We start from the raw sequence: 24,942 nt of genomic DNA on the forward strand, positions 1-24,942 counted from the left end.
TGAGCCGCCGGGGTCTAGTTCACGTCGAGGCGGTCGCGGTCGATGGAGATGCGCACGCCGCCGTGGGTCTCGGTCGTGTCGCCCACGTACTGGTGGACGCGCTGGTGCTTGGACCACAGGGCCGAGGGGATCGAGGAGTCGGACGTGCTCGACACCCCGTTCCAGCGGGCGAAGTGGATCACGTCGGGCAGGGTGACGGAGCTCTTGTTGGCGATCAGGTCGGACACCAGGGACGAGGTGTTGCCGTAGGCGCCCGAGCGGTAGCCGAGCGCGTGCAGGCGCACGGTGTAGGCCTGGAGGTAGGAGAGCACCTGGTCGGTGACCTTGCCGCCGGGCTCGTAGTGCTCCAGGTCGAGGTAGAGCACCGAGCTCTTGCCGAAGCCCAGCGCCGCCGCCTGCTTGACGGCGTCGTCCGCGGCCGCGGTGCCCTGCGACACCGGGCTGGTGATCGCCGCGCAGCCGCCGCCGCAGCTGCCGCCGTCCGACGAGGGCTGCCGGCCGACGTACAGCGGGAAGAACCGCCAGCCGCGCGTGTACTGCGCGCGCACCCAGCCGGCGGTCAGGTGCTGCTGGGCACAGGCCCGGTTGAGACCGCCGATGTAGACACCGAGGGCGCCGTACGGGGAGTTGTCGCGCCAGGCGTCCATCGCCGACTGGCTCGGGGCGGTGCAGGCGTCGAAGCCCTCGCCGCGGAAGGAGGTCGCGTCGGTGGGCAGCGGGTCCACCGCGGCCTGGTCACCGGCGCCCTCGCGCCGCGCGGAGGCGACGGGCAGTCCGGCGCTGCGCAGGACGTCCTGCATACGGGTGCGGTCGTAGCCGTAGGCGGCGGTGACGGCGATGCGGTCGGCGGTGGCCCGGTAGGTGCGGGCCACCGGGTTCTCGGTGACGGCCCTGGCGGCCACCGGGGCGGGCTGGACGAGGAGCGCCTCGGTGCGTCCCGTGGCCCTGGCGGGGCAGTTCTGGTCGCCGCCCGGGGTGCCGAGGTAGACGGCGTGCCGGTCGAAGCGGACACAGGTGTCCGGATGTTTCTTCAGGTCCACGATCCGCCAGGAGTCGGGGACGGTGAAGATGTAGCCGCGGTAGGCGATCTGGGTGAGGTCCTCGGAGTCGCCCGGGCGCGGGGCTGAGCTCGCGGGGACGAGCGGTCCTGCGGCGAGGGCGGCCGCCGCGAGGAGCACGGTCAGGGCTCGGGCTCCGGTCCGGCGGGGCTGGGACGAACGGGCTGCGCGCATGGTTCTCGTTTCTCTGTGCGATCGGGCTGTCTGGCCATCCATGGCCGGTGACCGGACGGTAGGAACGCCCCGCGGGACCGTTTCACGCTGTTGCCCGCCCCTCACCGTCGGGTAAGGTGCGGCGCATGTTCGCGCATTCGAACCAGAACTGGTGGTGGACCGCTCATCCGGCGGCCCACTGACTGCGCGTACACGAAACGTCGCGAAGGCCGCCCGAGGGCGGCCTTCGGTGTTTGCGGACCCGGGCCGTTCCTCTCCGAGATGCACGATCCGAGAGAAGGACCGCACCGATGACCCTGCTCGACCTGCTGGACGATCCCCGTCCGTTCGCCCTGCTGCGCCGCCGCACCCCGGGCCGTGACCACGACGTCGTCGAACTGCTCCGGGGGCCGGTGCGCGATGTGGAGCGCCTCGCCGACATCCCCGACGAGGCCCTGGCGCTGATCCCGTTCCGGCAGATCAGCGAGCGCGGCTTCGACGTCCGCGACGACGGCACCCCGCTCACGGTGCTCGTCCCCGAGGAACGCCGTGAACTGCCGCTCGCGCAGGTGCTGGCGGAGCTCCCGGACCACGACGTACGGGTCGAGGGCGGCGGCTTCGACGTGGACGACGAGGAGTACTCCGGGATCGTCGAGCGGGTGCTGCGCGAGGAGATCGGGCGCGGCGAGGGCGCCAACTTCGTGATCCGGCGGACGTACGAGGGCCGGATCCCCGGGTTCGGACGGGCCGACGCGCTGGCGCTGTTCCGCCGGCTGCTGGTCGGCGAGCGGGGCGCGTACTGGACGTTCGTCGTGCACACCGGAAAGGAGCGAGGGCCCGAAGGGCCTTCCTCGGAAGGGCGGGGGCGGGAGACGGGTGGGCGGACGCTGGTCGGGGCGAGCCCCGAGGTGCATGTGCGGATGTCCGCCGGGACGGTCGTGATGAACCCGATCAGCGGGACCTACCGCTATCCGGCCGGCGGACCGACGCCGGAGGACCTGCTCGCGTTCCTCGCGGACGGCAAGGAGATCGAGGAGCTCTCGATGGTCGTCGACGAGGAGCTCAAGATGATGTGCACGGTCGGGGACATGGGCGGGGTGGTCGTCGGGCCCCGGCTCAAGGAGATGGCGCATCTCGCGCACACCGAGTACGAGTTGCGGGGCCGTTCCTCGCTCGACGTGCGCGACGTACTGCGCGAGACCATGTTCGCGGCGACCGTCACCGGTTCGCCGGTGCAGAACGCCTGCCGGGTCATCGAGCGGCACGAGGTGGGCGGGCGCGGCTACTACGCGGGCGCGCTGGCGCTGGTCGGGCGTCAGGAGGACGGCCCGGACGGCGCGCCCGGGGCGCAGACGCTCGACTCCCCCATCCTCATCCGGACCGCCGACATCGACGCGGACGGCGGGCTGCGGGTGCCCGTCGGCGCCACCCTCGTCCGGGGCTCGGACCCGGCGGGCGAGGTCGCCGAGACGCACGCCAAGGCGGCCGGGGTGCTGGCGGCGCTCGGGGTGCGGCCCGGCCGTCCGGCCCCGGACGGCGCCCGCCCCGGGCTGGGCGACGATCCGCGCGTGCGGGCCTCGCTGGACGGGCGGCGGGCCTCGCTCGCGCCGTTCTGGCTGCGGATGCAGGAGCGGTCCCGTGACCTGAGCGGGCACGCGCTGGTCGTGGACGCCGAGGACACCTTCACCGCGATGCTCGCGCATGTGCTGCGTTCGTCCGGCCTTGAGGTGACGGTGCGTCGCTACGACGAGCCGGGGCTGCGCGAGACGGTCCTCGCCCACGAGGGTCCGGTCGTCCTCGGCCCGGGTCCCGGCGATCCCTCCGACGCGGCGGACCCCAAGATGCGTTTCCTGCGCGGGCTGACGGCCCAGGTGCTCAGGGAACACCGGCACGGCGTCCTCGGCGTGTGCCTCGGGCACGAGCTGATCGCGGCCGAGCTGGGTCTTGAGATCGTCCGCAAGGACGTGCCGTACCAGGGCGCGCAGACCCGGATCGACCTGTTCGGGCGGCCCGAGACCGTCGGGTTCTACAACAGCTTCGTGGCGCGCTGCGACGACGAGGCGCTGGCGGAGCTGGCCGCGCACGGAGTCGAGGTCAGCCGGGCCGCGAACGGGGAGGTGCACGCGCTGCGCGGGCCGGGGTTCGCGGGGGTGCAGTTCCACCCGGAGTCGGTGCTGACGCTGAACGGCGCGGCCGTGGTGCGGGAGCTGACGGGTCAGCTGCGGGGCACGAGCACGTTCTGCGAGCGGCGGCCCTCGGCGTAGTCGAACACGTTCGCGGCGGTGGCGTCGACGATCTGGCCGACGGCGTCACGGGTGTAGTACGCCTGGTGCGAGGTGACCAGGACGTTCGGGAAGGTGACGAGGCGGGCCAGGGTGTCGTCCTCGACGGTCTCCAGGGACTTGTCGAGGAAGAACAGCCCGGCCTCCGCCTCGTACACGTCGAGGCCGACGCCGGTGAAGCGGCCCTCGCGCAACTCGGCGACGAGGGCCCGGCTGTCGATGAGGCCGCCGCGGCTGGAGTTCACCAGGATCGCGTCGTCCTTCATCAGACGCAGGGCCTCGGCGTCGATGAGGTGCTTGGTCTCCGGCATCAGCGGGACGTGCAGGGTGATGAGGTCGGACTCGGCGAGCAGCCGCTCCTTGGAGACGTACTCCATGCCGAGGGCGGCGCACGCCGGGTTCTCGGCGACGTCCCAGCCGAGCAGACGCATGCCGAAGCCGTGGGCGATCCGGGTGAAGGCCTCGCCGATCTTGCCGGTGCCGACGACTCCCGCGGTGCGGCCGTGCAGGTCACGGCCCATCAGTCCTTCGAGGCGGAAGTCGAAGTCGCGGGTGCGGTTGGCGGCGCGCACGATACGGCGGTTGACGGCCATGCCGAGGGTCCAGGCGAACTCGGCGACCGAGTAGGGCGAGTAGGAGGAGACCCGGGCGACCGTCATGCCGAGGCGCTCGGCGACGTCGAGGTCGATGTTGTTGAACCCGGTGGAGCGCTGGGCGACCAGCTGGGTGCCGCCTGCCGCGAGCGTCTGGAGGACGCGGTTGCCCAGGGCGCAGTTGACGCTGGTGGACACGATCTCGTGGCCGGTGGCGATGGGCGCGGTGTCCTCGGTCAGGAAGACGTCGAGGCAGCGGACCTCGTGGTGTCCCGCGAAGGCCTTCTCGATCAGGGGCTTCTCGTCGGCCTGGACGCCGAACGCCAGAATCTCCACCGGTCTCTCCCGTGCTGGGGTACGGGCCGAATATACGGTCCGTACCCCAGGGGCCGCTCGGGCAGCGCCGGGAGGCGGCCGTCGGACGGTCAGCCGAAGAACACCCCGACCTCCTGGTACAGGGCGGGGTCGACCGTCTTCAGCTTGGCGGTCGCCTCCGCGATCGGAACACGGACGATGTCGGTGCCGCGCAGGGCGACCATCTTGCCGAAGTCGCCGTCGCGGACGGCCTCGATGGCGTGCAGCCCGAAGCGGGTGGCGAGCCAGCGGTCGAAGGCGCTGGGCGTCCCGCCGCGCTGGACGTGCCCGAGGACCGTGGTGCGGGCCTCCTTGCCGGTGCGCCGCTCGACCTCCTTGGCCAGCCACTCGCCGACGCCGGAGAGCCGGACGTGTCCGAAGGAGTCCAGGGTGCCGTCCTTGAGGACCATGTCGCCGTCCTTGGGCATGGCGCCCTCGGCGACGACGACGATCGGCGCGTACGAGGCCTTGAAGCGGGAGGTCACCCAGGCGCAGACCTGATCCACGTCGAAGCGCTGCTCGGGGATGAGGATGACGTTGGCGCCGCCGGCCAGGCCCGAGTGAAGGGCGATCCAGCCCGCGTGGCGGCCCATCACCTCGCAGACGAGGACCCGCATGTGCGATTCGGCGGTCGTGTGGAGGCGGTCGATGGCCTCGGTCGCGATGTTGACCGCCGTGTCGAAGCCGAAGGTGTAGTCGGTGGCGGAGAGGTCGTTGTCGATGGTCTTCGGTACGCCGACGACGTTGATGCCGTACTCGTCGCCGAGCCGCGCGGCGACGCCGAGGGTGTCCTCGCCGCCGATCGCGACGAGCGCCTCGACCTCCTGCTTGGCGAGGTTCTCCTTGATGCGGCGGATGCCGTTCTCGTGCTTGAGGGGGTTGGTGCGCGAGGATCCGAGGATGGTGCCGCCGCGCGGCAGGATCCCGCGCACGGCGGGGATGTCGAGCCGCACGGTGTCGCCTTCGAGCGGCCCACGCCAGCCGTCCCGGTAGCCGACGAAGTCATAGCCGTACTCCTGCACGCCCTTGCGGACGATGCCCCGGATGACGGCGTTGAGCCCGGGGCAGTCGCCGCCTCCGGTCAGTACTCCGACCCGCATGGAAAGTCCCTTCGCCACGGTTGGCTGTCGGACTCACGCTAATAGTGATCCAGGTCACTTCGACATGACGCGGAAGGCCTGTTCGGTGAATTGCGGGCAGTTGATACGTACATACCACCCAAAAGGTCGCATCGGCCGGGGCCGGGTCACGCCTCGTCGAGTCCCCGCTCTATGGCGTAGCGGACCAGCTCGACCCGGTTGTGCAGCTGGAGCTTGCCCAGGGTGTTCTGCACGTGGTTCTGGACCGTGCGGTGGGAGATGACCAGGCGCTCGGCGATCTGCTTGTAGCTCAGGCCCTTGGCGACCAGGCGCAGGACCTCGGTCTCACGGTCGGTCAGCTGCGGGGCCCTCGGCTGGTCGGCGCCGGTGGCGGGGACGGGTTCCGAGGCCAGCCGGCGGTACTCGCCGAGGACCAGTCCCGCGAGGCCCGGGGTGAACACCGGGTCGCCCGCGGCCGTCCGGCGCACCGCGTCGGTCAGCTCGTCGGCCGACGCCGACTTCAGGAGGTAGCCGGTCGCGCCGGACTTCACCGCCTCCAGGACGTCGGCGTGCTCGCCGCTGGCCGACAGGACCAGGACACGCAGCGACGGGTCGGCGCCGACCAGTTCCTTGCAGACCTGGACCCCGGGCTTGGCGGGCAGGTTCAGATCGAGGACCAGGACGTCGGGGGCCACGGCCAGCGCGCGGCGCACGGCCTGTTCGCCGTCACCGGCGGTCGCGACCACGTCGAACCCGGCGGCCGCCAGGTCACGGGCCACGGCGTCACGCCACATGGGGTGGTCGTCCACCACCATGACCTTGACGGGGTCCTCCCCCGCTCGCGGCTCCGCCGCCCCGACCGTCATCGCCCTGCCGCCGCCTTCGTCATCGCGTCCTCGACTTCGTGTCCTTCGGTACCTTCAGCTCGACCTCGGTGCCCTGTCCCGGGACGGAGACCAGCTCCGCCGTGCCGCCCAGGTCGCGCAGCCTGCCGCGGATCGAGAGCGCCACGCCGAGCCGCCCCTCGCCCTCGGCCTGGGCGAGCCGCCCCTCCGGGATGCCCGGGCCGTCGTCGCGCACCGTCACGATCACGGCGTCCGGTTCGTCCTCGACCAGGATCCAGGCCCGGGCGTCCGCGCCCACGTGCCTGCGGACATTGTCCAGGGCGGCGCCGACGGCGGCGGCCACTTCCCGTGCGGCGGGCGGGTCGAGCGGCACCGGCGCGCCGGGCTCGGAGAGGGTCACGCGCGCGGTGGCGTACGGGACGAGCAGTCCGCGCAGGTCGAGGGGGCCCGCGGTGTCCTCGTCGTCGGGTTCGTCCACGGCTCGTACGACCGCGCCGAGCGAGACGTCCTCCGACACCCGCGAGACGGGCACCAGACCACCCGACACCAGGGTGCGCAGCGCGGCCTCCTGCTCACCGGCCATCCGGCCCAGTTCCGCGGCCTCGCCGCCGAGCGCGGTGCCGCGCCGCTGCACCATGGCCAGGACCTGGAGCACACCGTCGTGGATGTCCCGGGCGAGACGCTCGCGTTCACGGGTCGCCGCCTCGATCTCCAGGGCCCGGGCGAGCGTGCGCTCGGAGGCGCGGGCGACCTCGACGACGTAGCCGATGGCGATGGAGGCGACCCAGACGAGGATCACGTTGTGCACGGTGTCCCGGGTCGGGGCGCCCCGCTCGACCAGGTTGGCCGCGGCCACGAGCGTGGAGGCGAAGGCCGCCCACCGCCAGCCGCCCTTGATCGCGAAGGCCAGGACCGCGCCCGCCGTCCATATCGACGGCAGGGTCGGACCGCCCGCGTCGATGCGCGCGGCGGAGTCCGCGACCCGGGTGAGCAGGATGCCGGCCAGCGCGACGGTGAGGTCGGCGGCCAGGAACCGCTTGGTGCAGTGGGCGGCTCCGGCGACCCTGGGCAGCGTGGCCAGCGTCCAGACCAGCAGGAACGCGAAGAACACCACGGCCACCCAGGGGCGGGCGAACCGGTCGTACGTGGTGGCGAAGAGCCCGATCGCGTACAGCACCGTCAGCACCCGGTAGCCGGTCAGCGCACGCCACAGCGGCTGCTCGACCGACATCCTCATGACTCTCTCGCGCTTGGCCATGCCCCCCACCCCGAAACGCCGACGTCCCTACGGACGCTCCTGGGAGCCGGATCGTTGCCCGTCGGCCGGTCCGTTCTCTCCCTCGCCCCCGGCCTCGTCCTCGCCCCGCGAGGCGGCCGGAGACGCGGCCTGCTCGCCCGCCTGTTCCGCGGCCGCCTGCTTCTCGGCCTGGGCGAGAGCCGCCCTGGCCGCCTTCTCCGCGTCCTTCTCGGCCTTCGCCGCGTCCGCGATCTGCCGCTTGGCGGCCGACGCGTAGATGTCGACGTACTCCTGGCCGGAGAGCTTCATGATCTCGTACATGACCTCGTCGGTCACCGCGCGGAGCACGAACCGGTCGTGCTCCATGCCGCTGTAGCGGCTGAAGTCCAGCGGCTTGCCGATGCGGATGCCCGGACGCATCAGCTTGGGCATCAGCTTGCCGGGCGGCTGGATCTTCTCCGTGTCGATCATCGCGACCGGGATGACGGGCGCGCCGGTGGCGAGGGCCACGCGGGCGAGACCGCCGGGCTTGCCGCGGTAGAGGCGGCCGTCGGGCGAGCGGGTGCCCTCCGGGTAGATGCCGAACAGCTCACCGCGCTCGATCACCTCTATGCCGCTCTTGATGGCCGCCTCGCCCGCGCCGCGCGCGCCGGAACGGTCCACCGGGAGCTGGCCGACCCCCTTGAAGAAGGCGGCCGTCATCCGGCCCTTGATGCCCGGGGTCGTGAAGTACTCCGCCTTCGCGATGAAGGTCACCTTGCGTTCGAGCACCGCGGGCAGGAAGAAGGAGTCCGAGAACGAGAGGTGATTGCTCGCCAGAATGGCCGGGCCCTCGGCGGGGATGTTCTCGAGGCCTTCCACCCAGGGTCTGAAGGCGAGCTTCAGCGGCCCTCCGATGGAAAACTTCATTGCGCCGTAGATCACCCGCGTGCCTCCTGTGTCGTGGATCAGACCTTAACCCGGGACGACGGCAAAGGACCCGACGACCCTGGTCGGTGTCAGTACCGTCGCGTACGGTGAAGCACACCCGGAGTCGTCTTCCGCCCAACTCATGAACAGGAGACCGAGGTGCCGGTCCTTCCTGGAGCCGAGCCGTTCCGCCACGAGGGCGGAGAGGTCGGCGTCCTTCTCTGCCACGGTTTCACCGGCTCCCCGCAGTCACTGCGCCCCTGGGCGGAGTACCTCGCCGAGCAGGGTCTGACCGTCGCCGTTCCCCTGCTGCCCGGCCACGGCACGCGCTGGCAGGACATGCAGGTCACGGGCTGGCAGGACTGGTACGCGGAGGTCGACCGCGAGCTGCGCGCCCTGCGCGCGAACTGCTCCCGGGTGTTCGTCTTCGGGCTCTCGATGGGCGGCGCGCTGGCCCTGCGGCTCGCGGCCCGGCACGGCGACGAGATCAGCGGCGTCGTGCTCGTCAACCCGCTCAACAAGGTGCAGGGCCTGACCGCGCACGCCCTGCCCGTGCTCCGTCACCTCGTCCCGTCGGTGAAGGGCATCGCGAGCGACATCGCGAAGGAGGGCGCCCAGGAGCTCGGCTACGACCGGGTGCCGCTGCACGCCGCGCATTCGCTGCGCCTGCTGTGCGGGGTCGTGGACGCGGAGCTGCCGCAGGTCACCCAGCCGCTCCTGCTGCTGCACAGCCTCCAGGACCACGTGGTCTCCCCCGCCGACTCGGCGCGCATCCTCGGCCGGGTGTCCTCCACGGACGTCACGGAGATCGTGCTGGAACAGAGCTACCACGTCGCGACGTTGGACCACGACGCGGACCGGATCTTCGAGGAGAGCCACTCCTTCGTCACCCGGCTCGCGCCCGGTGCCGGCACGAAGGCCGACGCGGGTCGGGTGGGACGGCAGGAAGGGACGGCAGCCGGTGACTGAGCACGACGCGGACCGCGGCGATTCCGAGGAGAAGGGCGTCCCCGTGGGCGAGCCGCTCGACGGGGCGCGCGGCGAGGGTGTCGGCGACGCGCTCACCGAGTCCGCCGGGGACCCGAAGGGCGAGTCACCCGCTGACGCCCGAGGGGACTCCGCCGGGGACGAGCAGGGCGTGCCCTTCGACGAGGACGCCGCCTGGAAGTCGATCGTCGCGGGCTACGGCGAGGAGCCGCCGGACCCGCCCGGGTCCCGCCCGTTCCGGTCCATCGAGGACCTGGCGCTTCCCGAGCCCGGTCCCGACAGCGACTCCGAGGCGGGTGGCGGCGGTGCCGGGGACGGCGACACCCCGGGTCCGGCGTCCGAGCCGGACGCCTCCGCCGGCGATCCGCCGCCGGCCGTCAAGCCGCTCGGCAGTTCGATCTCCTTCGCTCCCGGTGTCGGCGGCCCGCGGGACTACCGCGCGCCCGAGCCGACCGAGGACGACTTCGACGAGGACGACGAGGGCCACTTCGTGCCGCCCGAGCCCCCTCCGCTGCCCGCCGCGGACACGACCGCCAAGTTCGCCTGGCTCGGCGTGCTCGGCGGCCCCGCCCTGCTGCTGCTGGCCGTGCTGCTCGGCTGGGACATGACCTGGTGGCTCACCACCCTGGGCGTCGGCGGCTTCCTCGGCGGCTTCGCCACCCTGGTGACGCGCATGAAGGACGACGACGAGGACCACGACGACCCGGGCCGCGGCGCGGTGGTCTGACCGACCGGCCCGGGTGCGGTGGTCCGCCCCGGGTCGATCCGGCCGGGCGGTGGTTACGAGGTGGGCACTCTGAGGGCCGCCAGGACGGGCAGGTGGTCCGTGGCCGCTCTCAGGTCCGCCTCGCTCACGCCGGGGAGACCGAGCGGCACGCCGCAGCCGAGGACCTCGACACCGGGGGTGGCGAAGACGGCGTCGATGCGCCGGTGGGGGCCCGCGAACGTCCAGGTGTTCTCCCCGCCCCAGGGGCGGGTGGCCCAGCCGTCCTGGAGGGCGCCCGCGAGACGGCGGAACGCCGGTCCCGCCGGGACTTCGTTGAGATCGCCGCCCGCGACGGCGTGCGGGGTGCCGAGACCGGCGAGCCGGTCGAGGAGCATGCCGCTCTGTTCGAGGCGTTCGTCCTTGCGCAGCGAGAGATGAGAGCTGAGCACGCCGAGCCGGGCGCCCCCGAACCGGACGACCGCCGTGGCGAAGCCGCGCCGGTGCTGCCCGGGGGTGAGCGGGAGCAGTACGTCCTCCGTGCGCTCCACGGTGGCCCGCAGCGTGCACAGCAGCGCGGGACCGGCGGCGGTGGCGCCCCCGGACAGGACGACGAGGCCGGAGGCGGAGGCGAGTCGCGCGAGCTTCTTGCGCCAGCGGAAGAACCGTGGCGCCTCCTGGACCAGGACGAGGTCGGGTGCGCAGGCGCTGATCACTCGGGCGAGCGCGGCGGTGTCGTCGCGCATCGAACGGATGTTGTAGCTGAGCACGCGGATGACCGCCGAACCGTCGGACTCGGTACGGGACGCGGGCAGCGGACTGGCGGAGAAGCTGGTCGGCATGGCGATCAAGATACGCGCCGGGAGCCCCGCGCACGGGCCGAAGAACCCCGGAAGTGACGCGGGGCGTGGCGGGCCGGGGAGTCCGGACACGGCGGCGCCCGCCGTCCTGTGCGGGGTCGGCGGGCGCTGCCGTGCGGGACACGCGGGACCTACATGATCGGGTCGGGCTCCCGGGCCAGGTCCGCCGCTCCGACGAGACCGGCCTTGTTGCCCAGCTGGGCGGCGATCACGTCGGCGACCGGGCGCCAGTTGCCGCCGACCAGCCAGCGCTTGTACGACTTGCGGATCGGGTCGAGGACCAGCTCGCCCTCGTCCGAGAGACCGCCGCCGACGATGAAGGCGGACGGGTCGAAGAGCGAGGCGAGGTCCGCGAGACCCGCGCCGGCCCAGCGGGCCAGCTCGCGGTAGGAGTCCACCGCGACGTGGTCGCCCTGGCGGGCGGCCATGGAGATGTGCTTGCCCTCGATGCCGTCCGGGGTCCCGTCGCCGAGGCCGAGCAGGACCTCCGCGGCCTCCGGGGTCGCGTTGGCGCGCTGCTTGGCGTACCGGACGAGCGCGCGCCCGGAGGCGTACTGCTCCCAGCAGCCCTGCGAGCCGCAGCCGCACAGCAGGCCGTCCGGCACCATCCGGATGTGGCCGAACTCGGCGGCCACGCCGAAGTGCCCGCGGCGCAGCTTGTTGCCGATGATGATGCCGCCGCCGAGGCCCGTGCCCAGGGTGATGCAGATGACGTTGCGGTGGCCCTTGCCGGCACCGAACTTGTACTCGCCCCAGGCGGCCGCGTTCGCGTCGTTCTCGACGACGACCGGCAGACCGACACGCCGCTCGACCTCGGCCTTGAGCGGCTCGTTGCGCCAGTCGATGTTCGGCGCGAAGTAGACCGTCGAGCGCTGTCGGTTCACGTATCCGGCGGCACCGATGCCGACGCCGACGATGTCGTGTCCGGCACGCGCGCCCTCCACCGCCGAGGCGATGGCGTCCACGATCGCCTGCGGCGTGCCCGGGGTCGGCACCTTGTGCGTCGAGAGAATATTGCCTTCCTCGTCGACCACACCGGCCGCGATCTTCGTGCCGCCGATATCGACGCCGATGGTGAGTCCCATGAATCCCTCAGTTTCGGTCGAGCCCCGCTACGGCCAACCGTACCCGAGGGGCGATTAGTCCAAGTCGATGTGTTCGCCCGGACCGGACTCGTCGTCGGGGGAACCCGTGCCCCGAGTGGTCCAGCGACGCTCCTGGTTCTCGACTGCCGAGCGGTACGCGGCGAGCAGTTCGGAGCCCGCGGCGGCGAGGTGGTCGAAGACCTCGGGGTTGCGCTCCAGCACCGGTTCCACGGCCGCCTTGGCCTGCTGCACCACCTGGTTGACCACCTGCTGGGCGGTGCCGCCGGCGACCGCGCCGAACAGCGGGGACTGGAGTCCCGAGAGCTTGTCGGCGACGGCGTCGACGAGTTTGCGCAGTTCCTCGGCAGCCGAGCCGGGCGGCGGGCCGTGCTGGGCGCGGCGGCGGGCCTTCTCCGCGGCCAGGTCCTCCGCGCAGGCGGTCGCCCAGGCGTCGGCGTCGGTGGCGTGCGCTTCCTCGAAACGGACCTCGTCGGCCGTCTCCTCCTGAGCGGCGTCGGAAGTGGGGCGCTCTTCGCTCATGGCGGGACTCCTGCCTACGTTTCTCGTGCCTTCGACGTTACCCGAACGGGGGAATCCCGTTCACCGTGCCGGTGCCCCGGATGCGGCACGGTCACCTCCCGCGCGGTCATTTCCCGCCGCGCGGCCACAGTCCCGGGTCCGGGGCGAACCGGATGCGCAGCTCGCCCTCGCGCAGCGCGGCTCCGGCCACCGTGCAGCGGCGCAGAGCGGAGGGGAGCGGGACGATCCTGCGGAACTGGCCCACGGTGACGACGAGTTCGTCGCCCCGCCGGATGAGGTCGAGTTCGTCGCGTATCGCGCCGGGCAGCGGAATGTGCCACACGAGCACGCCGTCGTCGGCGAGACGGTCGGTCACGGGCCACTCGACCGGGGTGGGCGCTGTGTTGACGCCGGGCACGGGAAGCGCGGTGAGGTCGTCGGTGCCGCGCGGGTCGTGGCCGCGGTGCGGGACCTCGTGGACCGTGTACGACTCGCTCCACTCCTCCAGGGCCTTGCGCTGCTGGGCCGCGAGGGCTCCCAGCCAGGCGTCGTGGGTGGCCCCGGGCAGCACCCGGTTGGCGATCAGCGCGTCGACGGGCAGCCCCCGCAGGGCGAAGGCCGTGGCGGCGGTACGGACGGCGTCGGCGCCGGCGGGTCCGGGCTCGGCGACCAGCCGTACGGTCGTGGCGCGGTCCTCGACGACGCCCTGCACGGCGGCCAGCTCGATGTCCCAGCGCCCCGCGGTCTCGTACAGCCACTCGGCGGGCATGGGGACGCCCGCGAGCCGTCCGAGGACCGGGCGCAGGGCCCGGGCCGCCTGGCGTTCCGGTGGGAGCAGGCGGCGCAGATAGCGGCGGAGTTCCTCGGGCAGTGCGAGGAGGGCGAGGGCCTGGGGGGCCGGGGGCAGGTCGACGACGAGCAGGCCGTACGCCTCCGAGAGCGCGGCGTCGCGCAGGGCGCGCAGCAGGGCCAGTTCCTCGGCGCCGGGGAGCGGGGTGACCTCCTCGGCGTCCAGGCGGGAGGCGCCGAGGAGGTCGAGGGCGGTGGTGGCGCGGCGCTGGAAGGCGGTGAGGTCGTCGCGGAAGCGGGCGGCTGCGTCGGGGCGCCAGGCGGTGAGGCCGGGGGCGGCTTCGACGGGGTCGGGGCCGGTGGGTACGCCGAGGACGGCGCCGAGGGTGTCGGTGCGGTCGGCGGTGAGCACCAGGGTGCGGGTGCCTTTCCGCGCGGCGTTCAGCGCGGTGGCCGCGGCGACGGTGGTACGGCCTGTGCCGCCCTGGCCGGTGATCAGGATGGTGCGCATGGGGGTGAACGCTACCGGTGCGGGGGCCTCGGCGGGTTTCGGGTCCGGGTCGGGTGCGGGCCTCGGCGGGTCCGGTCCGGTGGGGCCCCGGCGGGTCCGGTCCGGTGGGGCCCCGGCGGGTCCGGTCCGGTGGGGGGGGCGGGGCCGTGCCGGTGCATCAGCCCGTCGCCGTTGGGTGAGGTGTGCACGTCGGTGGCGACGGGCATCGATGTACCGGCACGGCCCCTCGCGTCGTATTCCGGCTGCGGGAGCGCGGTGGCCGACCATTCAAGCGCGGTGGCCGACCATTCAGCCCCGGCCAGCTGGGATCCAGCCCCGGGCGGCGACAGTTCAGCCCCCCGGCCCGCCTCTCGGCTGCGGGGAGAATTCAGGCCCTCCGGCGTTTGAGGAGCGGGGTACTGGTGCCCCGGGGGCTAGGCCGATTCCTCGACGCGCTTCTTCAGGCCTGCCAGGGCTCGGTCGATGATGACCTTCTCGGCCTTGCGCTTGATCATGCCCAGCATGGGGATCTTGACGTCGACGGTCAGCCGGTAGGTGACCTCGGTGGCGCCGTCGCCCGCGGGCTTGAGCAGGTACGAACCGTCCAGCGAGCGCAGCATCTGGGACTTGACCAGGGTCCAGGAGACCTCGTGGTCGCCGGTCCAGGTGTAGCCGAGGGTCTGGTCGTCCTTGATGGCGCCGGCGTCCATGACGAGACGGACCTGCTCGGCGCGGCCGCGCTCGTCCTCCTTGAGGACCTGCGCCTCCTTCACCTCGCCCGTCCAGTCCGGGTAGCGGGCGAAGTCGGCGATCACCGCCATGACGTCAGCCGGCGCCGCCTCGATCGTGATGCTCGAACTGGTGTGTTCCGCCATCGCGGTGGCTCCTCGAGATGCGGTCCGGTGAGGGAGATCGGTGCGCACGTGTGTGCAGCGTGAAGGCTACCGCGCACGGCCCTGGGCGCCGTCACCCCACCTGGCCTTCAGCCCTGTCGCCGCGTCACCACTCCAGCACCCAGGGGCGACCCGACCCCGCGAAGTGCCCCACATTGACGCATTCCGTCGCCCCGACACGCATCCTGCGGGCGAGGGGCTGGTGGACGTGGCCGAAGAGCGCGTACCGGGGGCGCGTGCGCCGGATCGCGTCCAGCAGCGCGCGGGAGCCCCGCTCGAAGCGGCGCGCCACGGTGTCGTACACCAGCTCCGGCACCTCCGGAGGAATGTGCGTGCACAGTACGTCGACCTCGCCGACCGCCTCGATCTTGGCCGCGTACTCCTCGTCGCTGATCTCGTACGGCGTCCGCATCGGTGTCCGCAGCCCCCCGCCGACGAACCCGAAGACCCGGCCGCCGATCTCGACCCGCTCGCCGTCCAGGACGGTCGTGCCCGATCCGGCGTACTCCGGCCACAGGGTCGGCATGTCGACATTGCCGTAGGTCGCGTACGTCGGGTTCGGGAAGGCCGCGAACAGCTCGGCGTACTGCTTGCGGACCGCCTTCTCGATCGCCGCGGCCCGGTCGGTGCCGATGCCCGCCCACAGCCGGGCGCCGAACGCGCGCGCCTCCTCGAAGCGGCGGGCGGTGCGCAGCTCGACGATGCGGTCGGCGTTCTCGACGCCGAACAGGTCCGGGAAGATGCCACGGGCGTGGTCGGCGTAGTCGAGGAAGAGAACCAGGTCACCGAGGCAGATCAGGGCGTCGGCGCCTTCGCCGGCCCGGGCGAGGTCCCGGGCGTTGCCGTGCACGTCACTGACGACATGGATGCGCGTCTTCCGACGGCCGACGGGTGTGGATGCCATGACGATCAAGCGTAGGCCGGTGTGGCAAACGTGAACAGAGGCGGCCGGACCTGCGATTACTGGCACCCCCGGAAGGGCGTGGACTACTGTGCGCGCAGGAACGCCACCACGTGTGACGCATGGAACATCTCACCGGGACCCCCTGTCGAAGAGGCCATACCGGCGGGTAACGTCCGGGCAGTCCAGTCGTACTCGGGATTTCAACAAGTGATCTCTTGAGTACTTGCCCGAGCCTTGGACCGCACCGTCGCATCACACAGAGTCGTGGCGCCGGCGCCCTATGAGGAGCAGCAGTCTTGCGCGAGTTCAGCCTTCCGGCTTTGTACGAGGTCCCCGCGGACGGAAATCTCACCGACATCGTCCGCCGAAACGCCGCGCAGCATCCCGACGTAGCCGTGATCGCCCGCAAGGTGGGCGGTACCTGGACGGACGTCAGCGCCACCGCCTTCCTCGCCGAGGTGCTGGCCGCGGCCAAGGGGCTCATCGCCTCGGGCGTGCGGCCCGGCGACCGGGTCGCCCTGATGTCCCGTACCCGCTACGAGTGGACGCTGCTCGACTTCGCGATCTGGAGCGCCGGCGCCGTCACCGTGCCGGTGTACGAGACCAGCTCCCCCGAGCAGGTGCAGTGGATCCTCGGCGACTCGGGCGCGCGGGCCTGCATCGTGGAGCTCCCCGCGCACGCGGCCTCCGTGGAGTCGGTGCGCGACCGGCTGCCCGCCCTCGAACACGTCTGGCAGATCGAGGCCGGCGGCGTCGAGGAGCTGGGGCGCCTGGGCGCGGACGTCAGCGACGCCGCCGTCGAGGAGCGCAGCTCGCTCGCCAAGGCGGACGACCCCGCGACCATCGTCTACACCTCCGGGACCACCGGCCGCCCCAAGGGCTGCGTGCTGACCCACCGCGCCTTCTTCGCGGAGTGCGGCAACATCGTGGAGCGCCTGCGCCCGCTGTTCCGCACCGGTGAGTGCTCCGTCCTGCTCTTCCTGCCGCTCGCGCACGTCTTCGGACGGCTCGTGCAGGTCGCCCCGATGATGGCGCCGATCAAGCTGGGCTGTGTCCCGGACATCAAGAACCTGACCGACGAGCTGGCCGCGTTCCGGCCGACGCTCATCCTCGGTGTGCCGCGCGTCTTCGAGAAGGTCTACAACTCGGCGCGCGCCAAGGCCCAGGCCGACGGCAAGGGCAAGATCTTCGACAAGGCCGCGGACACCGCGATCGCGTACAGCCGCGCGCTGGACACCCCCTCGGGGCCGTCCCTCGGTCTGAAGATCAAGTACAAGACGTTCGACAAGCTCGTCTACAGCAAGCTGCGCGCGGTGCTCGGCGGCCGTGGCGAGTACGCGATCTCGGGCGGCGCGCCCCTGGGCGAGCGGCTCGGCCACTTCTTCCGCGGCATCGGGTTCACGGTCCTGGAGGGCTACGGCCTGACCGAGTCCTGTGCGGCCACGGCCTTCAACCCCTGGGACCGTACGAAGATCGGCACGGTCGGCCAGCCGCTGCCCGGCTCCGTGATCCGTATCGCCGACGACGGCGAGGTGCTGCTGCACGGCGAGCACCTGTTCAAGGAGTACTGGAACAACGAGGCCGCCACGGCCGAGGCGCTCGCCGACGGCTGGTTCCACACCGGTGACATCGGCACCCTCGACGAGGACGGCTACCTCCGCATCACCGGCCGCAAGAAGGAGATCATCGTCACCGCGGGCGGCAAGAACGTCGCCCCGGCCGTGATCGAGGACCGTATCCGCGCCCACGCGCTGGTCGCGGAGTGCATGGTGGTCGGCGACGGGCGTCCGTTCGTCGGCGCGCTGGTCACGGTCGACGAGGAGTTCCTGGGCCGGTGGGCCGCGGAGCACGGGAAGCCGGCCGGTTCGACCGCGGCGTCGCTGCGTGAGGACCCGGACCTGATCGCCGCCATCCAGGACGCGATCGACGACGGCAACGCGGCGGTGTCCAAGGCGGAGTCGGTCCGCAAGTTCCGTGTCCTCGCCCACCAGTTCACCGAGGAGTCGGGGCACCTGACGCCGTCGCTGAAGCTGAAGCGGAACGTGGTGGCGAAGGATTACGCGAACGAGATCGAGGCACTGTATCGGGGCTGATGCCCGAGCGACCGGGGACTGCCCCGGCCGGAGACAACACGGCTCGGCCCCCTCTGCTGGAGGGGGCCGAGCCGTTTCCGTCCGGGGGGGCCGTTTGCCCCGGACCTCCGGGGGGGGCGCTCCGGGGGGCGCCGCGGGGATCGGGTTCGTCCCGGGCGCGAGGAACTGCGCGGCCGGCCCAGGACGGCCCGCAGGCGCCGGAAGTCGGCAAGCGGCACCCCAGTGGGCGAACCTGGTGACGGGCTAGAGCAGCTCTCGCAGGCGTTCCGCCAAGAGGTCCCAGCGCCATTTCTCCTCGACCCAGGAACGGCCGCGTTCGCCCATGCGGCGGCGCAGTTCGGGGTCGCCGAGCAGGGTGACGATCCGGTCGGCGCTCTCCTCGGGAGAGCCTCCGCGGACGACCCAGCCCGTCTCCCCGTCGAGCACCGCGTCCGGCGCGCCCCCGGAGTCGCCTGCCACCACCGGCAGGCCCGTGGCCGACGCCTCCAGGTAGACGATGCCGAGCCCCTCGACGTCGAGGCCGCCCCTGCGGGTGCGGCAGGGCATCGCGAAGACGTCCCCGGCTCCGTAGTGCGCGGGCAGCTCCGACCAGGGCACCGCCCCGGTGAACCGGACCGAGTCCGCGACCCCGGTCTCGTGCGCGAGCTTGCGCAGCTCCTTCTCGTAGGGCCCGCCCCCGACGATCAGCAGCACCGCGTCCGGCTCCTTGGCGAGGATCCGCGGCATCGCGAGGACGAGCGTGTCCTGGCCCTTGCGCGGGACCAGGCGGGAGACGCACACGACGACGGGCCGGTCGGTGAGACCGAGGCGGGCCCGGACCTCGTCGCCGCCCGAGCCGGGGTGGAAGGTCCGCTCGTCGACGCCCGGCGGCAGCTGCACCATGCGCGCGGCCGCCTCGGGGGTCAGCGCGGAGGCGATCCGCGAGCGCGTGTACTCGCCGAGGTAGGTGATCGTGTCGGTGGACTCGCCGATGCGGCGCAGCAGGGTGCGGGCGGCGGGCAACTGGGCCCAGCCGGCCTCGTGGCCGTGCGTGGTCGCCACGAGACGGGTCGCGCCCGCCCGGCGCAGCGCCGGGGCCATCAGGCCGAGCGGTGCCGCCGCCCCGAACCACACCGACGTACAGCCGTGCTCGCGCAGCAGTCCGGCCGCCCGCCGGGTGACGCCCGGCGTCGGAAGTAGCATGGTCGTACGGTCCCGTACGACGGTGAAGGGCTGCTCCGCGTCGAAGGCCGCGGTGGCCTCCGCTCCCTCGTGGCCGCGCTTCCAGGTCGAGGCGTAGACGACGAGCCGATCGGGGTCCAGGCGCAGCGCCATGTTGTGCAGAAAGGCCTGGATGCCGCCGGGGCGGGGCGGGAAATCGTTCGTCACGATCAGGGTCTTGTGCATCGTGTTCGACACTATCGAATCTATACTCACAGCTCCGCACGGCCGCGCTCGACGGCTCGCACACAGACCGGTGCGCCACCCTGGTTCCGCTCGAAGCGCGGCGGCGAGGCGCACGGATTCCGGACGATGAGGGCCAGGTGGGCATGACGGGGGCACGGAGCACGAGGTTCCCGCTGGGCGTGGCCGCACTGCTGGGGATCTGGGGCCTGACCAGGCTGGCGCTGCTGCTCTTCGTGGCCAAGGTGTACGTGTTCCCGGGTCCGGACGTCACCAGCGACGTCTCGGTGATCTACCACGGCTGGTACGACGTCCTGCGGCACGGCACCTTCCCGCTGCGCGACGTCACCTGGCAGTACCCGCCGGCCGCCTCGCTCGCGATCCTCGCCCCCGGTCTGCTGCCGTTCCTGGACTACGCGCACGCCTTCTTCGTGCTGGCCTTCGTCGCCGACCTGGTGGTCTTCGGGCTGCTCCTGTACGCGGGCTCGCGCTCCGGCAAGACCCTGCGCGGCGCCTGGGTGTGGATGATCGGGGTCCCGCTGCTCGGGCCGACCGTGTACGCGCGCTACGACGTGATGGTGACGGCCGTGGCGGTCGCCGCGCTGCTCGCCGGCTCGCGCCACCCCCGGGTGATGGGGATGCTCACGGGCTTCGGCGCGATGGTGAAGGTGTGGCCGGTGCTGCTGCTCCTCGGCGCCGTGCGCCGCCGGGCCTGGGTCTGGGCGGCGGCGACGGCGGCCGGGATCGGGGCGCTGTTCTGGGCGACGATGCCGGGCTCGTTCGCCTTCCTGACCTTCCAGCGCGACCGCGGCACCGAGGTGGAGTCGCTCGGCTCCCTCGTCTTCCACGTGGCCCGGCACCACGGCTGGAACGGGCGGGTGCTGCTCAACTACGGCTCGGTGGAGTTCGTCGGCCCGTACGTGGACCTGGTGAGCACGGCGGCCCTGATACTGACCGCGCTCGCCTTCGGCTGGCTGCTGCTGTGGCGGCTGTGCGCCAAGCGGTTCCTGTCGCACACGCTCGCCGACGCGGCGTTCGTCGGCGTCCTGATGTTCACCACCACCAGCCGGGTCATCAGCCCGCAGTATCTGGTGTGGCTGGTCGGGATCGCGGCGGTGTGCCTGTGCTTCCGCGCGAGCCGGATGCTGGTGCCCGCCTGTCTGGTGCTGGTCGCGTGCTTCGTGACGGTGCTGGAGTTCCCGACCTGGTTCGCGGACGTCGTGGGCAGCACCGGGCTCGGCATCACCCTCCTGGTCCTGCGCAACGGTCTGCTGGTGATCGCCTCGGTGCTGGCCGCCCGGGAGCTGTGGCGGAGCACGGTCTCCCGCCCGGCGCCCGACCTCCCCGCTCAGGCTGCCCGCGCCAAGGAGACGCTCACGTCCTCCTGACGTGCTCTCCGCGCGGCCCTCCTGGCCCACACCCACAGGGCCGCGCACTGCACGGTCATGGACAGCGCGAGGGCCAGGCAGATGCCCGGCAGCCCCTGTCCGGACAGGGTGAGGGCGAGCGGCAGCTGGACGGCCGTGCCGGTCAGGGTGACCCGCAGCAGCACGGGCGCTCCCCCGCTGCCCTCGAAGACCCCGCCGAGCGCGATGAAGCAGGCCATGAGCAGCAGGTAGGGGCCGACGCAGCGCAGGAACAGCACGCCGTCGTGGGCGACCGCGGGGCCGGCCCCGAAGGCGCGCATGATCCAGGGTGCCAGGGCGCCGAGCAGCGCGGCGGCGAGCAGGCCGGCGGTCCCCGAGAGGAGGACGGCCTGCCGTCCGATGGCGCCCCGCTCCTCCTGGCCCGCGCCGCGGCTGTGCGCGGTGTGGATCGAGGCGGCCTGGCGGACCGAGTAGAACGCCATGGTGGCTATGTACATGACCTTGTAGGCGATCGCGTAGGCCGCGACCGCCGTCGTCCCGAGCCGGGCCACGATCGCGACCAGTACGAGGGCGCCGCCCTGGCGGACCGTGAAGTCGGCGGACATGGGCAGGCCGGTGGTGAGGGTGCGGCGCAGGGCCGCTCCGGTGCCCTCGGCGGGCGTCGCGCCGGCCGCCGCCGACAGCAGGGGGTCGCGGCGCAGGGCCCGCAGACCGGCGGCGAAGGCCACCGAGCGGCACAGCACGGTCGAGAGGGCGGCGCCCGGGACGCCGTACGCGTGGATGAGGAACGGGTCGAGGCCGAGGATCAGGCCGTTGGCCAGCAGGGCCAGGCGCATCGGGGTGCGGGTGTCGCCGGCGCCCTTGAGGATGCCGTCGACGAGGTTCTGCGCGAAGAAGACGGCGATGCCTGGCAGGGAGATCGCGAAGTAGCGGACGGCGAGGGTGAGTGCCGGTCCGTCGCCGCCGAGCACCAGCCGGGCCAGCGGTTCGCGCAGCAGGAAGCCGCCGAGGGCGATCACCGGGGTGACGGCGGCGCACAGCGCCCAGCCTCCGCGTACGGCCGCGCGGACCGCCGCGGGGTCGCGGGCGCCCCGGGCGTGCGCGACCAGGACGGTGGTGCCGGAGGCGAAGACCAGGGCGACGCCGAGCAGCACGTTCTCGGTGTTGGTCGCGACGGCGACGGCGGCCACCGCGGCACCGCCGAGCCGGGAGACCCAGACGGTGTTGATGATCCCGGCGGCGACGGAGGCGAGCAGCGAGAGGTAGACGGGGTGGGCGAGGGCCATGAGCTGCTTGCGGTGGGCGTTCACGACGACTCCCTCTTATCGAGCTACCTCGATTCGAGGTAGCTCGATAAGAGGTACCATGGGCGGGTGAGCCCCGGCAAGCATCCGCAGTGCCGACCGCCCGGGGCGCCCACGAGGGAAGGGACCGCCGGATGCTGGAGCTGTCGATCCTGGGCTTCCTGTACGAGGAGCCCCTGCACGGCTACGAGCTGAAGGAGCGCATCAAGGCGCTCAGCGGCCACGTCCGGCCGGTCAGCGACGGCGCGCTGTACCCGGCGATCACCCGCCTGGTCGACGCGGGCCTGCTCGACCAGCACACCGAGCCCGGCAGCGGCGCGGCCCCCCGGCGCATCCTGTCGCTCACCGACACGGGGCGCGCGGACCTCCTGGAGCGGCTGCGCCACCCCAAGCAGGCAGAGATCACCGACCAGGTCCGCTTCAACACCCTGCTGTCGTTCCTGCGGCACCTCGGCGACCCGCGCGAGCAGGCCGCGGTGCTGCGTCGCCGCCAGGAGTTCCTCCTGGCCCCGACGAGCTTCTTCTACGAGGACGGCGAGCCCGTGCGCGCGGAGCAGGCGGGCGATCTGTTCCGGCAGGGCATGCTCCGGGTGGCGCGGGCCACGGGCACGGCCGAGCGCGCCTGGCTCGCGGAGGCCATCGAGCTGCTCGAAGCGTGAACGGCCGTACGCGTCAGCCCAGTTGCTCCCTCAGATAGCTCTGCCACAGCCGGGTGAACTCCTCCGGCGTCGTGTGCAGCACGTCCCGCAGCGCGCCCTCGACCGCCCCCGCGCGCTGCCCGTGGTCGCCCACCGCGCGGTAGAAGTCGTTCAGCCGGGCCTCGCCCCAGCGGTCCGCGATCAGCCGGCAGGCCATCCAGCCGCCCTCGTAGGCCCGCGCCAGCGCGCCCGCGTCCGCGGTGAACCCGAAGTCGCGGTCGTCGGGCAGCGCCGACGGGACCTGGCCTGCGGCCACCGCGCGCTCCAGCTCCGGCGCGACCTGCCCGGGCGTCCGCCCGCTGCCGCGGTAGCCGACCCAGTCCGCGTACCCCTCGGAGAGCCACAGCGGGGTGGCGGCCGTGGTGTGGGCGCGGGTGGCGACGTGCGTGGTCTCGTGCGTCAGCACGACCTGCTTGCCCAGGTCGCCCAGGACGCCGTACGCGTCCGGGTTGACGATGATCCGGTCCGCGGGCGCCTTCGCCGAGCCCCCGGCCTCCCCGGTGGTGACCGCGGCGATCCCCCGGTACCCGGACGCCGGGGCCCCGAGCAGCCCCGCCATGCCCTCCAGGGACTTCGGTACGAGGACGACGACGTGCCGGGACCAGTCGGTGCCCCAGGCGTCCGACACGGCCGGTACGGCACGGTCCGCGAGCGACGCGAAGGAACGCAGCCGCTCACCGGACTGCCCGACCCCCAGGACGAGGCTGTGCGCACCCCGTACGGCCGTCACGGCACCCTCGTCCCACAACTGGTCGCCGCCCTTGCCGGCCGGCCTGTCGGAGGTGACGCGCCAGGTTCCGCCGGTTCGGGTGAGCCCGAGCTGGCGGTCCACCTTGACGGGCGCGGTGTCGTAGCCGTCGATGCGGTAGCTCAGTTCGGCCCGGGCCGTGGCGCGGTCACCGGTGCGGCTCAGGCCGGCCAGACGGTAGGACCAGCCCGCCAGCGGCACGTCCCGCAGGTTCGCGAGGCCCGTCCCGGCGCCGGCCGCGGTGCCGGTGGCCCGGAAGGCCGCCTCGTCCCGGTCCAGGACCGCGGCCGCCCGCCGGTCGAGGACCCGCTGCACATCGGCCGCCGCGGTGTCCGGCGCGGTCCGTCCGCCGCAGCCGACGAGCCCGGCGAGCAGCAGCACCACGGAGAGCACCGCTCCCGACGCACACCTTCGACCAGCCATTCTCCCGATCGTACGGTGCCCGTGCCCGCCCGCCGGACCGCTCGCCCGGCCCGTGCGGCGGCCGGTCCGCGGTCGTCAGACGCGGGTGACGGACGAGATCGGCATCATGCCGACCGGGTCGTAGCGCACCGGGGCACCCGGATAGGGCGCGTGGATCACCTGGCCGTTGCCCACGTACATCCCGACATGGCTGGCGTCGGACCGGTAGGTGACCAGGTCACCGGGACGCGCCTGGGAGAGCGGGATCCGCCGGCCGGCGAACCGCTGGGCCTGCGAGGTGCGCGGCAGGCCGACTCCCGCGTGCGCGTAGGACCACTGCATGAGGCCCGAACAGTCGAAGCCGCCGGGTCCGTTGGCGCCCCACACATAGGGGCGGCCGAGTGCCGAGCGGGCCGCCGCGACGGCGACGGCCGCGCGCGAGGAGGAGGCGACGGAGTCGCCGAACCCCGGCAGGTCGGCCCGGACCGAGCGCGACGCCCGGCCGTAGGCGGCGCGGTCGGCGTACGGCAGCGCGGCCAGCAGCTGCCGCGCCTTGGCCAGTTTGCCCTCGACGACCCGCTTGTTCCGGGCCACCGCCGTGCGGCTGCGCTCCAGTTCGGCGAGTTTCCCGTGGGCCTCCTCGCGTTCCTGGGTCAGGTCGCGCAACGCGAGCCGGAGGTCCCTGAGTTCGCCCGCCTGGCGGGTGCTGATCCGGTCGAGCGCGGTGGCCTTGTCGAGGTAGTCGTCCGGGTCGGAGGAGAAGAGCAGCGCGAGGGAGGGGTCGAGGCCGCCGGAGCGGTACTGCGCCCCGGCGAGCGAACCCAGCTCGTCCCGCATGGCGTTGACACGGTCCTGCTGCCGGGCGATCTCGTCCTGCGCCGTGCCGATCTGCCGGCGCAGCGCGTCACCGCGCTCGTCGGCCGCGTTGTACGCGTCGGTGGCCTTCTCCGCCTGGGCGTAGAGGCGGTCCACCTCGGCCCGGGCGTCGCCCCGCGGCGCCGCGGAGGCGGGCAGGGTACCGAGCGCGGCGGCCGCCGCGGACATCACGCAGGCCGCGACTCCGAAGGCACCGGCGCCCCGGTCGAAGCCGGTCGGTGCAAGGCGGCGATGGAACCCCACGGGTGGCCGCACTCCCTTCCGCTGACGGTCCCCCACCGTCGGGGGAACGCGGCAGACAGTAACCGCGCGACCACGCGTCGGCCAAAGA

At 72.7% G+C, this 24,942-nt stretch carries 22 protein-coding genes; 6 read left to right on the plus strand and 16 right to left on the minus strand.

From position 1 onward, the window contains the following. Positions 1–14: 14 nt before the first annotated feature. Complete coding sequence (locus WJM95_RS08200) at positions 15–1,232, minus strand: glycoside hydrolase domain-containing protein (RefSeq protein ID WP_339128905.1); 1,218 nt, start codon at positions 1,230–1,232, stop codon at positions 15–17. 290 nt (positions 1,233–1,522) lie between these two features. Here WJM95_RS08200 and WJM95_RS08205 point away from each other — a divergent pair, with 290 nt between their 5' ends. Beyond that, positions 1,523–3,475 (plus strand): anthranilate synthase family protein, encoded by a 1,953-nt coding sequence (locus WJM95_RS08205; protein WP_339128906.1) that lies wholly within the window; start codon positions 1,523–1,525, stop codon positions 3,473–3,475. Here WJM95_RS08205 and WJM95_RS08210 read toward each other — a convergent pair. The 5 genes from WJM95_RS08210 to WJM95_RS08230 form a co-directional block, all read right to left on the minus strand. Then, positions 3,427–4,422 (minus strand): 2-hydroxyacid dehydrogenase, encoded by a 996-nt coding sequence (locus WJM95_RS08210; RefSeq protein ID WP_339128907.1) that lies wholly within the window; start codon positions 4,420–4,422, stop codon positions 3,427–3,429. The two genes, WJM95_RS08205 and WJM95_RS08210, sit on opposite strands and share 49 nt — an antisense overlap. An 89-nt stretch (positions 4,423–4,511) precedes the next feature. Beyond that, positions 4,512–5,540 (minus strand): 6-phosphofructokinase, encoded by a 1,029-nt coding sequence (locus tag WJM95_RS08215; RefSeq protein ID WP_339128908.1) that lies wholly within the window; start codon positions 5,538–5,540, stop codon positions 4,512–4,514. Positions 5,541–5,686: 146 nt separating this feature from the next. Beyond that, positions 5,687–6,385, minus strand: a complete 699-nt coding sequence (locus WJM95_RS08220) for a response regulator transcription factor (protein ID WP_339128909.1) — start codon at positions 6,383–6,385, stop codon at positions 5,687–5,689. A 19-nt stretch (positions 6,386–6,404) separates the two neighbouring features. Then, positions 6,405–7,622 carry a DUF5931 domain-containing protein gene (locus WJM95_RS08225; protein WP_339128910.1) on the minus strand — a complete coding sequence of 406 codons (1,218 nt, stop codon included), beginning with the start codon at positions 7,620–7,622 and terminating at the stop codon, positions 6,405–6,407. 27 nt (positions 7,623–7,649) lie between these two features. After that, positions 7,650–8,510 carry a lysophospholipid acyltransferase family protein gene (locus WJM95_RS08230; RefSeq protein ID WP_339128911.1) on the minus strand — a complete coding sequence of 287 codons (861 nt, stop codon included), beginning with the start codon at positions 8,508–8,510 and terminating at the stop codon, positions 7,650–7,652. A gap of 159 nt (positions 8,511–8,669) precedes the next feature. Between WJM95_RS08230 and WJM95_RS08235 the strand changes: the two genes are divergently transcribed. Both WJM95_RS08235 and WJM95_RS08240 read left to right on the plus strand, forming a co-directional pair. Next, positions 8,670–9,479 (plus strand): alpha/beta fold hydrolase, encoded by an 810-nt coding sequence (locus WJM95_RS08235; RefSeq protein WP_339128912.1) that lies wholly within the window; start codon positions 8,670–8,672, stop codon positions 9,477–9,479. Between the two features lie 169 nt (positions 9,480–9,648). Continuing rightward, positions 9,649–10,224: a hypothetical protein gene (locus tag WJM95_RS08240; protein WP_339135421.1), complete on the plus strand. Its 576-nt coding sequence runs from the start codon at positions 9,649–9,651 to the stop codon at positions 10,222–10,224. 53 nt (positions 10,225–10,277) lie between these two features. Here WJM95_RS08240 and WJM95_RS08245 read toward each other — a convergent pair whose 3' ends face one another. From WJM95_RS08245 to WJM95_RS08270, 6 genes are all read right to left on the minus strand, one after another. Continuing rightward, positions 10,278–11,042 carry an endonuclease/exonuclease/phosphatase family protein gene (locus WJM95_RS08245; protein WP_339128913.1) on the minus strand — a complete coding sequence of 255 codons (765 nt, stop codon included), beginning with the start codon at positions 11,040–11,042 and terminating at the stop codon, positions 10,278–10,280. A gap of 149 nt (positions 11,043–11,191) precedes the next feature. Then, the gene (locus WJM95_RS08250; RefSeq protein ID WP_339128914.1) at positions 11,192–12,145 is read right to left on the minus strand and encodes an ROK family glucokinase; all 954 of its coding nucleotides are present in this window, start codon (positions 12,143–12,145) and stop codon (positions 11,192–11,194) included. A 54-nt stretch (positions 12,146–12,199) separates the two neighbouring features. Further along, positions 12,200–12,685, minus strand: a complete 486-nt coding sequence (locus tag WJM95_RS08255) for a DUF5304 domain-containing protein (RefSeq protein ID WP_339128915.1) — start codon at positions 12,683–12,685, stop codon at positions 12,200–12,202. Positions 12,686–12,791: 106 nt separating this feature from the next. Then, complete coding sequence (locus tag WJM95_RS08260) at positions 12,792–13,964, minus strand: ArsA-related P-loop ATPase (protein ID WP_339128916.1); 1,173 nt, start codon at positions 13,962–13,964, stop codon at positions 12,792–12,794. A 413-nt stretch (positions 13,965–14,377) separates the two neighbouring features. Further along, positions 14,378–14,818, minus strand: coding sequence for an SRPBCC family protein (locus tag WJM95_RS08265; protein WP_339128917.1), 441 nt, complete (start codon positions 14,816–14,818; stop codon positions 14,378–14,380). A gap of 124 nt (positions 14,819–14,942) precedes the next feature. After that, on the minus strand, positions 14,943–15,740 hold the full coding sequence (locus WJM95_RS08270) for a metallophosphoesterase (RefSeq protein WP_339128918.1): 798 nt from the start codon (positions 15,738–15,740) through the stop codon (positions 14,943–14,945). A 296-nt stretch (positions 15,741–16,036) separates the two neighbouring features. On the opposite strand from WJM95_RS08270, the gene WJM95_RS08275 reads away from it, so the two are divergent. Next, a complete protein-coding gene (locus WJM95_RS08275) occupies positions 16,037–17,833 on the plus strand; it encodes an AMP-dependent synthetase/ligase (RefSeq protein WP_339128919.1) in 1,797 nt (598 codons plus the stop codon). Positions 17,834–18,076: 243 nt separating this feature from the next. On the opposite strand, the gene WJM95_RS08280 is transcribed toward WJM95_RS08275, so the two are convergent. Continuing rightward, the gene (locus WJM95_RS08280) at positions 18,077–19,219 is read right to left on the minus strand and encodes a glycosyltransferase family 4 protein (RefSeq protein WP_339128920.1); all 1,143 of its coding nucleotides are present in this window, start codon (positions 19,217–19,219) and stop codon (positions 18,077–18,079) included. A gap of 143 nt (positions 19,220–19,362) precedes the next feature. On the opposite strand from WJM95_RS08280, the gene WJM95_RS08285 reads away from it, so the two are divergent. Beyond that, positions 19,363–20,604, plus strand: coding sequence for a glycosyltransferase 87 family protein (locus tag WJM95_RS08285; protein WP_339128921.1), 1,242 nt, complete (start codon positions 19,363–19,365; stop codon positions 20,602–20,604). Here WJM95_RS08285 and WJM95_RS08290 read toward each other — a convergent pair. Beyond that, positions 20,565–21,893 (minus strand): MATE family efflux transporter, encoded by a 1,329-nt coding sequence (locus tag WJM95_RS08290; protein WP_339128922.1) that lies wholly within the window; start codon positions 21,891–21,893, stop codon positions 20,565–20,567. The genes WJM95_RS08285 and WJM95_RS08290 overlap by 40 nt on opposite strands. Before the next feature lie 128 nt (positions 21,894–22,021). On the opposite strand from WJM95_RS08290, the gene WJM95_RS08295 reads away from it, so the two are divergent. Beyond that, the gene (locus tag WJM95_RS08295) at positions 22,022–22,546 is read left to right on the plus strand and encodes a PadR family transcriptional regulator (protein ID WP_339128923.1); all 525 of its coding nucleotides are present in this window, start codon (positions 22,022–22,024) and stop codon (positions 22,544–22,546) included. A gap of 13 nt (positions 22,547–22,559) precedes the next feature. Here WJM95_RS08295 and WJM95_RS08300 read toward each other — a convergent pair whose 3' ends face one another. Next, a complete protein-coding gene (locus WJM95_RS08300; protein WP_339128924.1) occupies positions 22,560–23,756 on the minus strand; it encodes a hypothetical protein in 1,197 nt (398 codons plus the stop codon). A gap of 75 nt (positions 23,757–23,831) precedes the next feature. Further along, positions 23,832–24,854, minus strand: coding sequence for an NlpC/P60 family protein (locus WJM95_RS08305; protein WP_339128925.1), 1,023 nt, complete (start codon positions 24,852–24,854; stop codon positions 23,832–23,834). Positions 24,855–24,942 lie beyond the last annotated feature (88 nt).

It is taken from the genome of Streptomyces sp. f51, assembly GCF_037940415.1.
GTDB lineage: Bacteria > Actinomycetota > Actinomycetes > Streptomycetales > Streptomycetaceae > Streptomyces.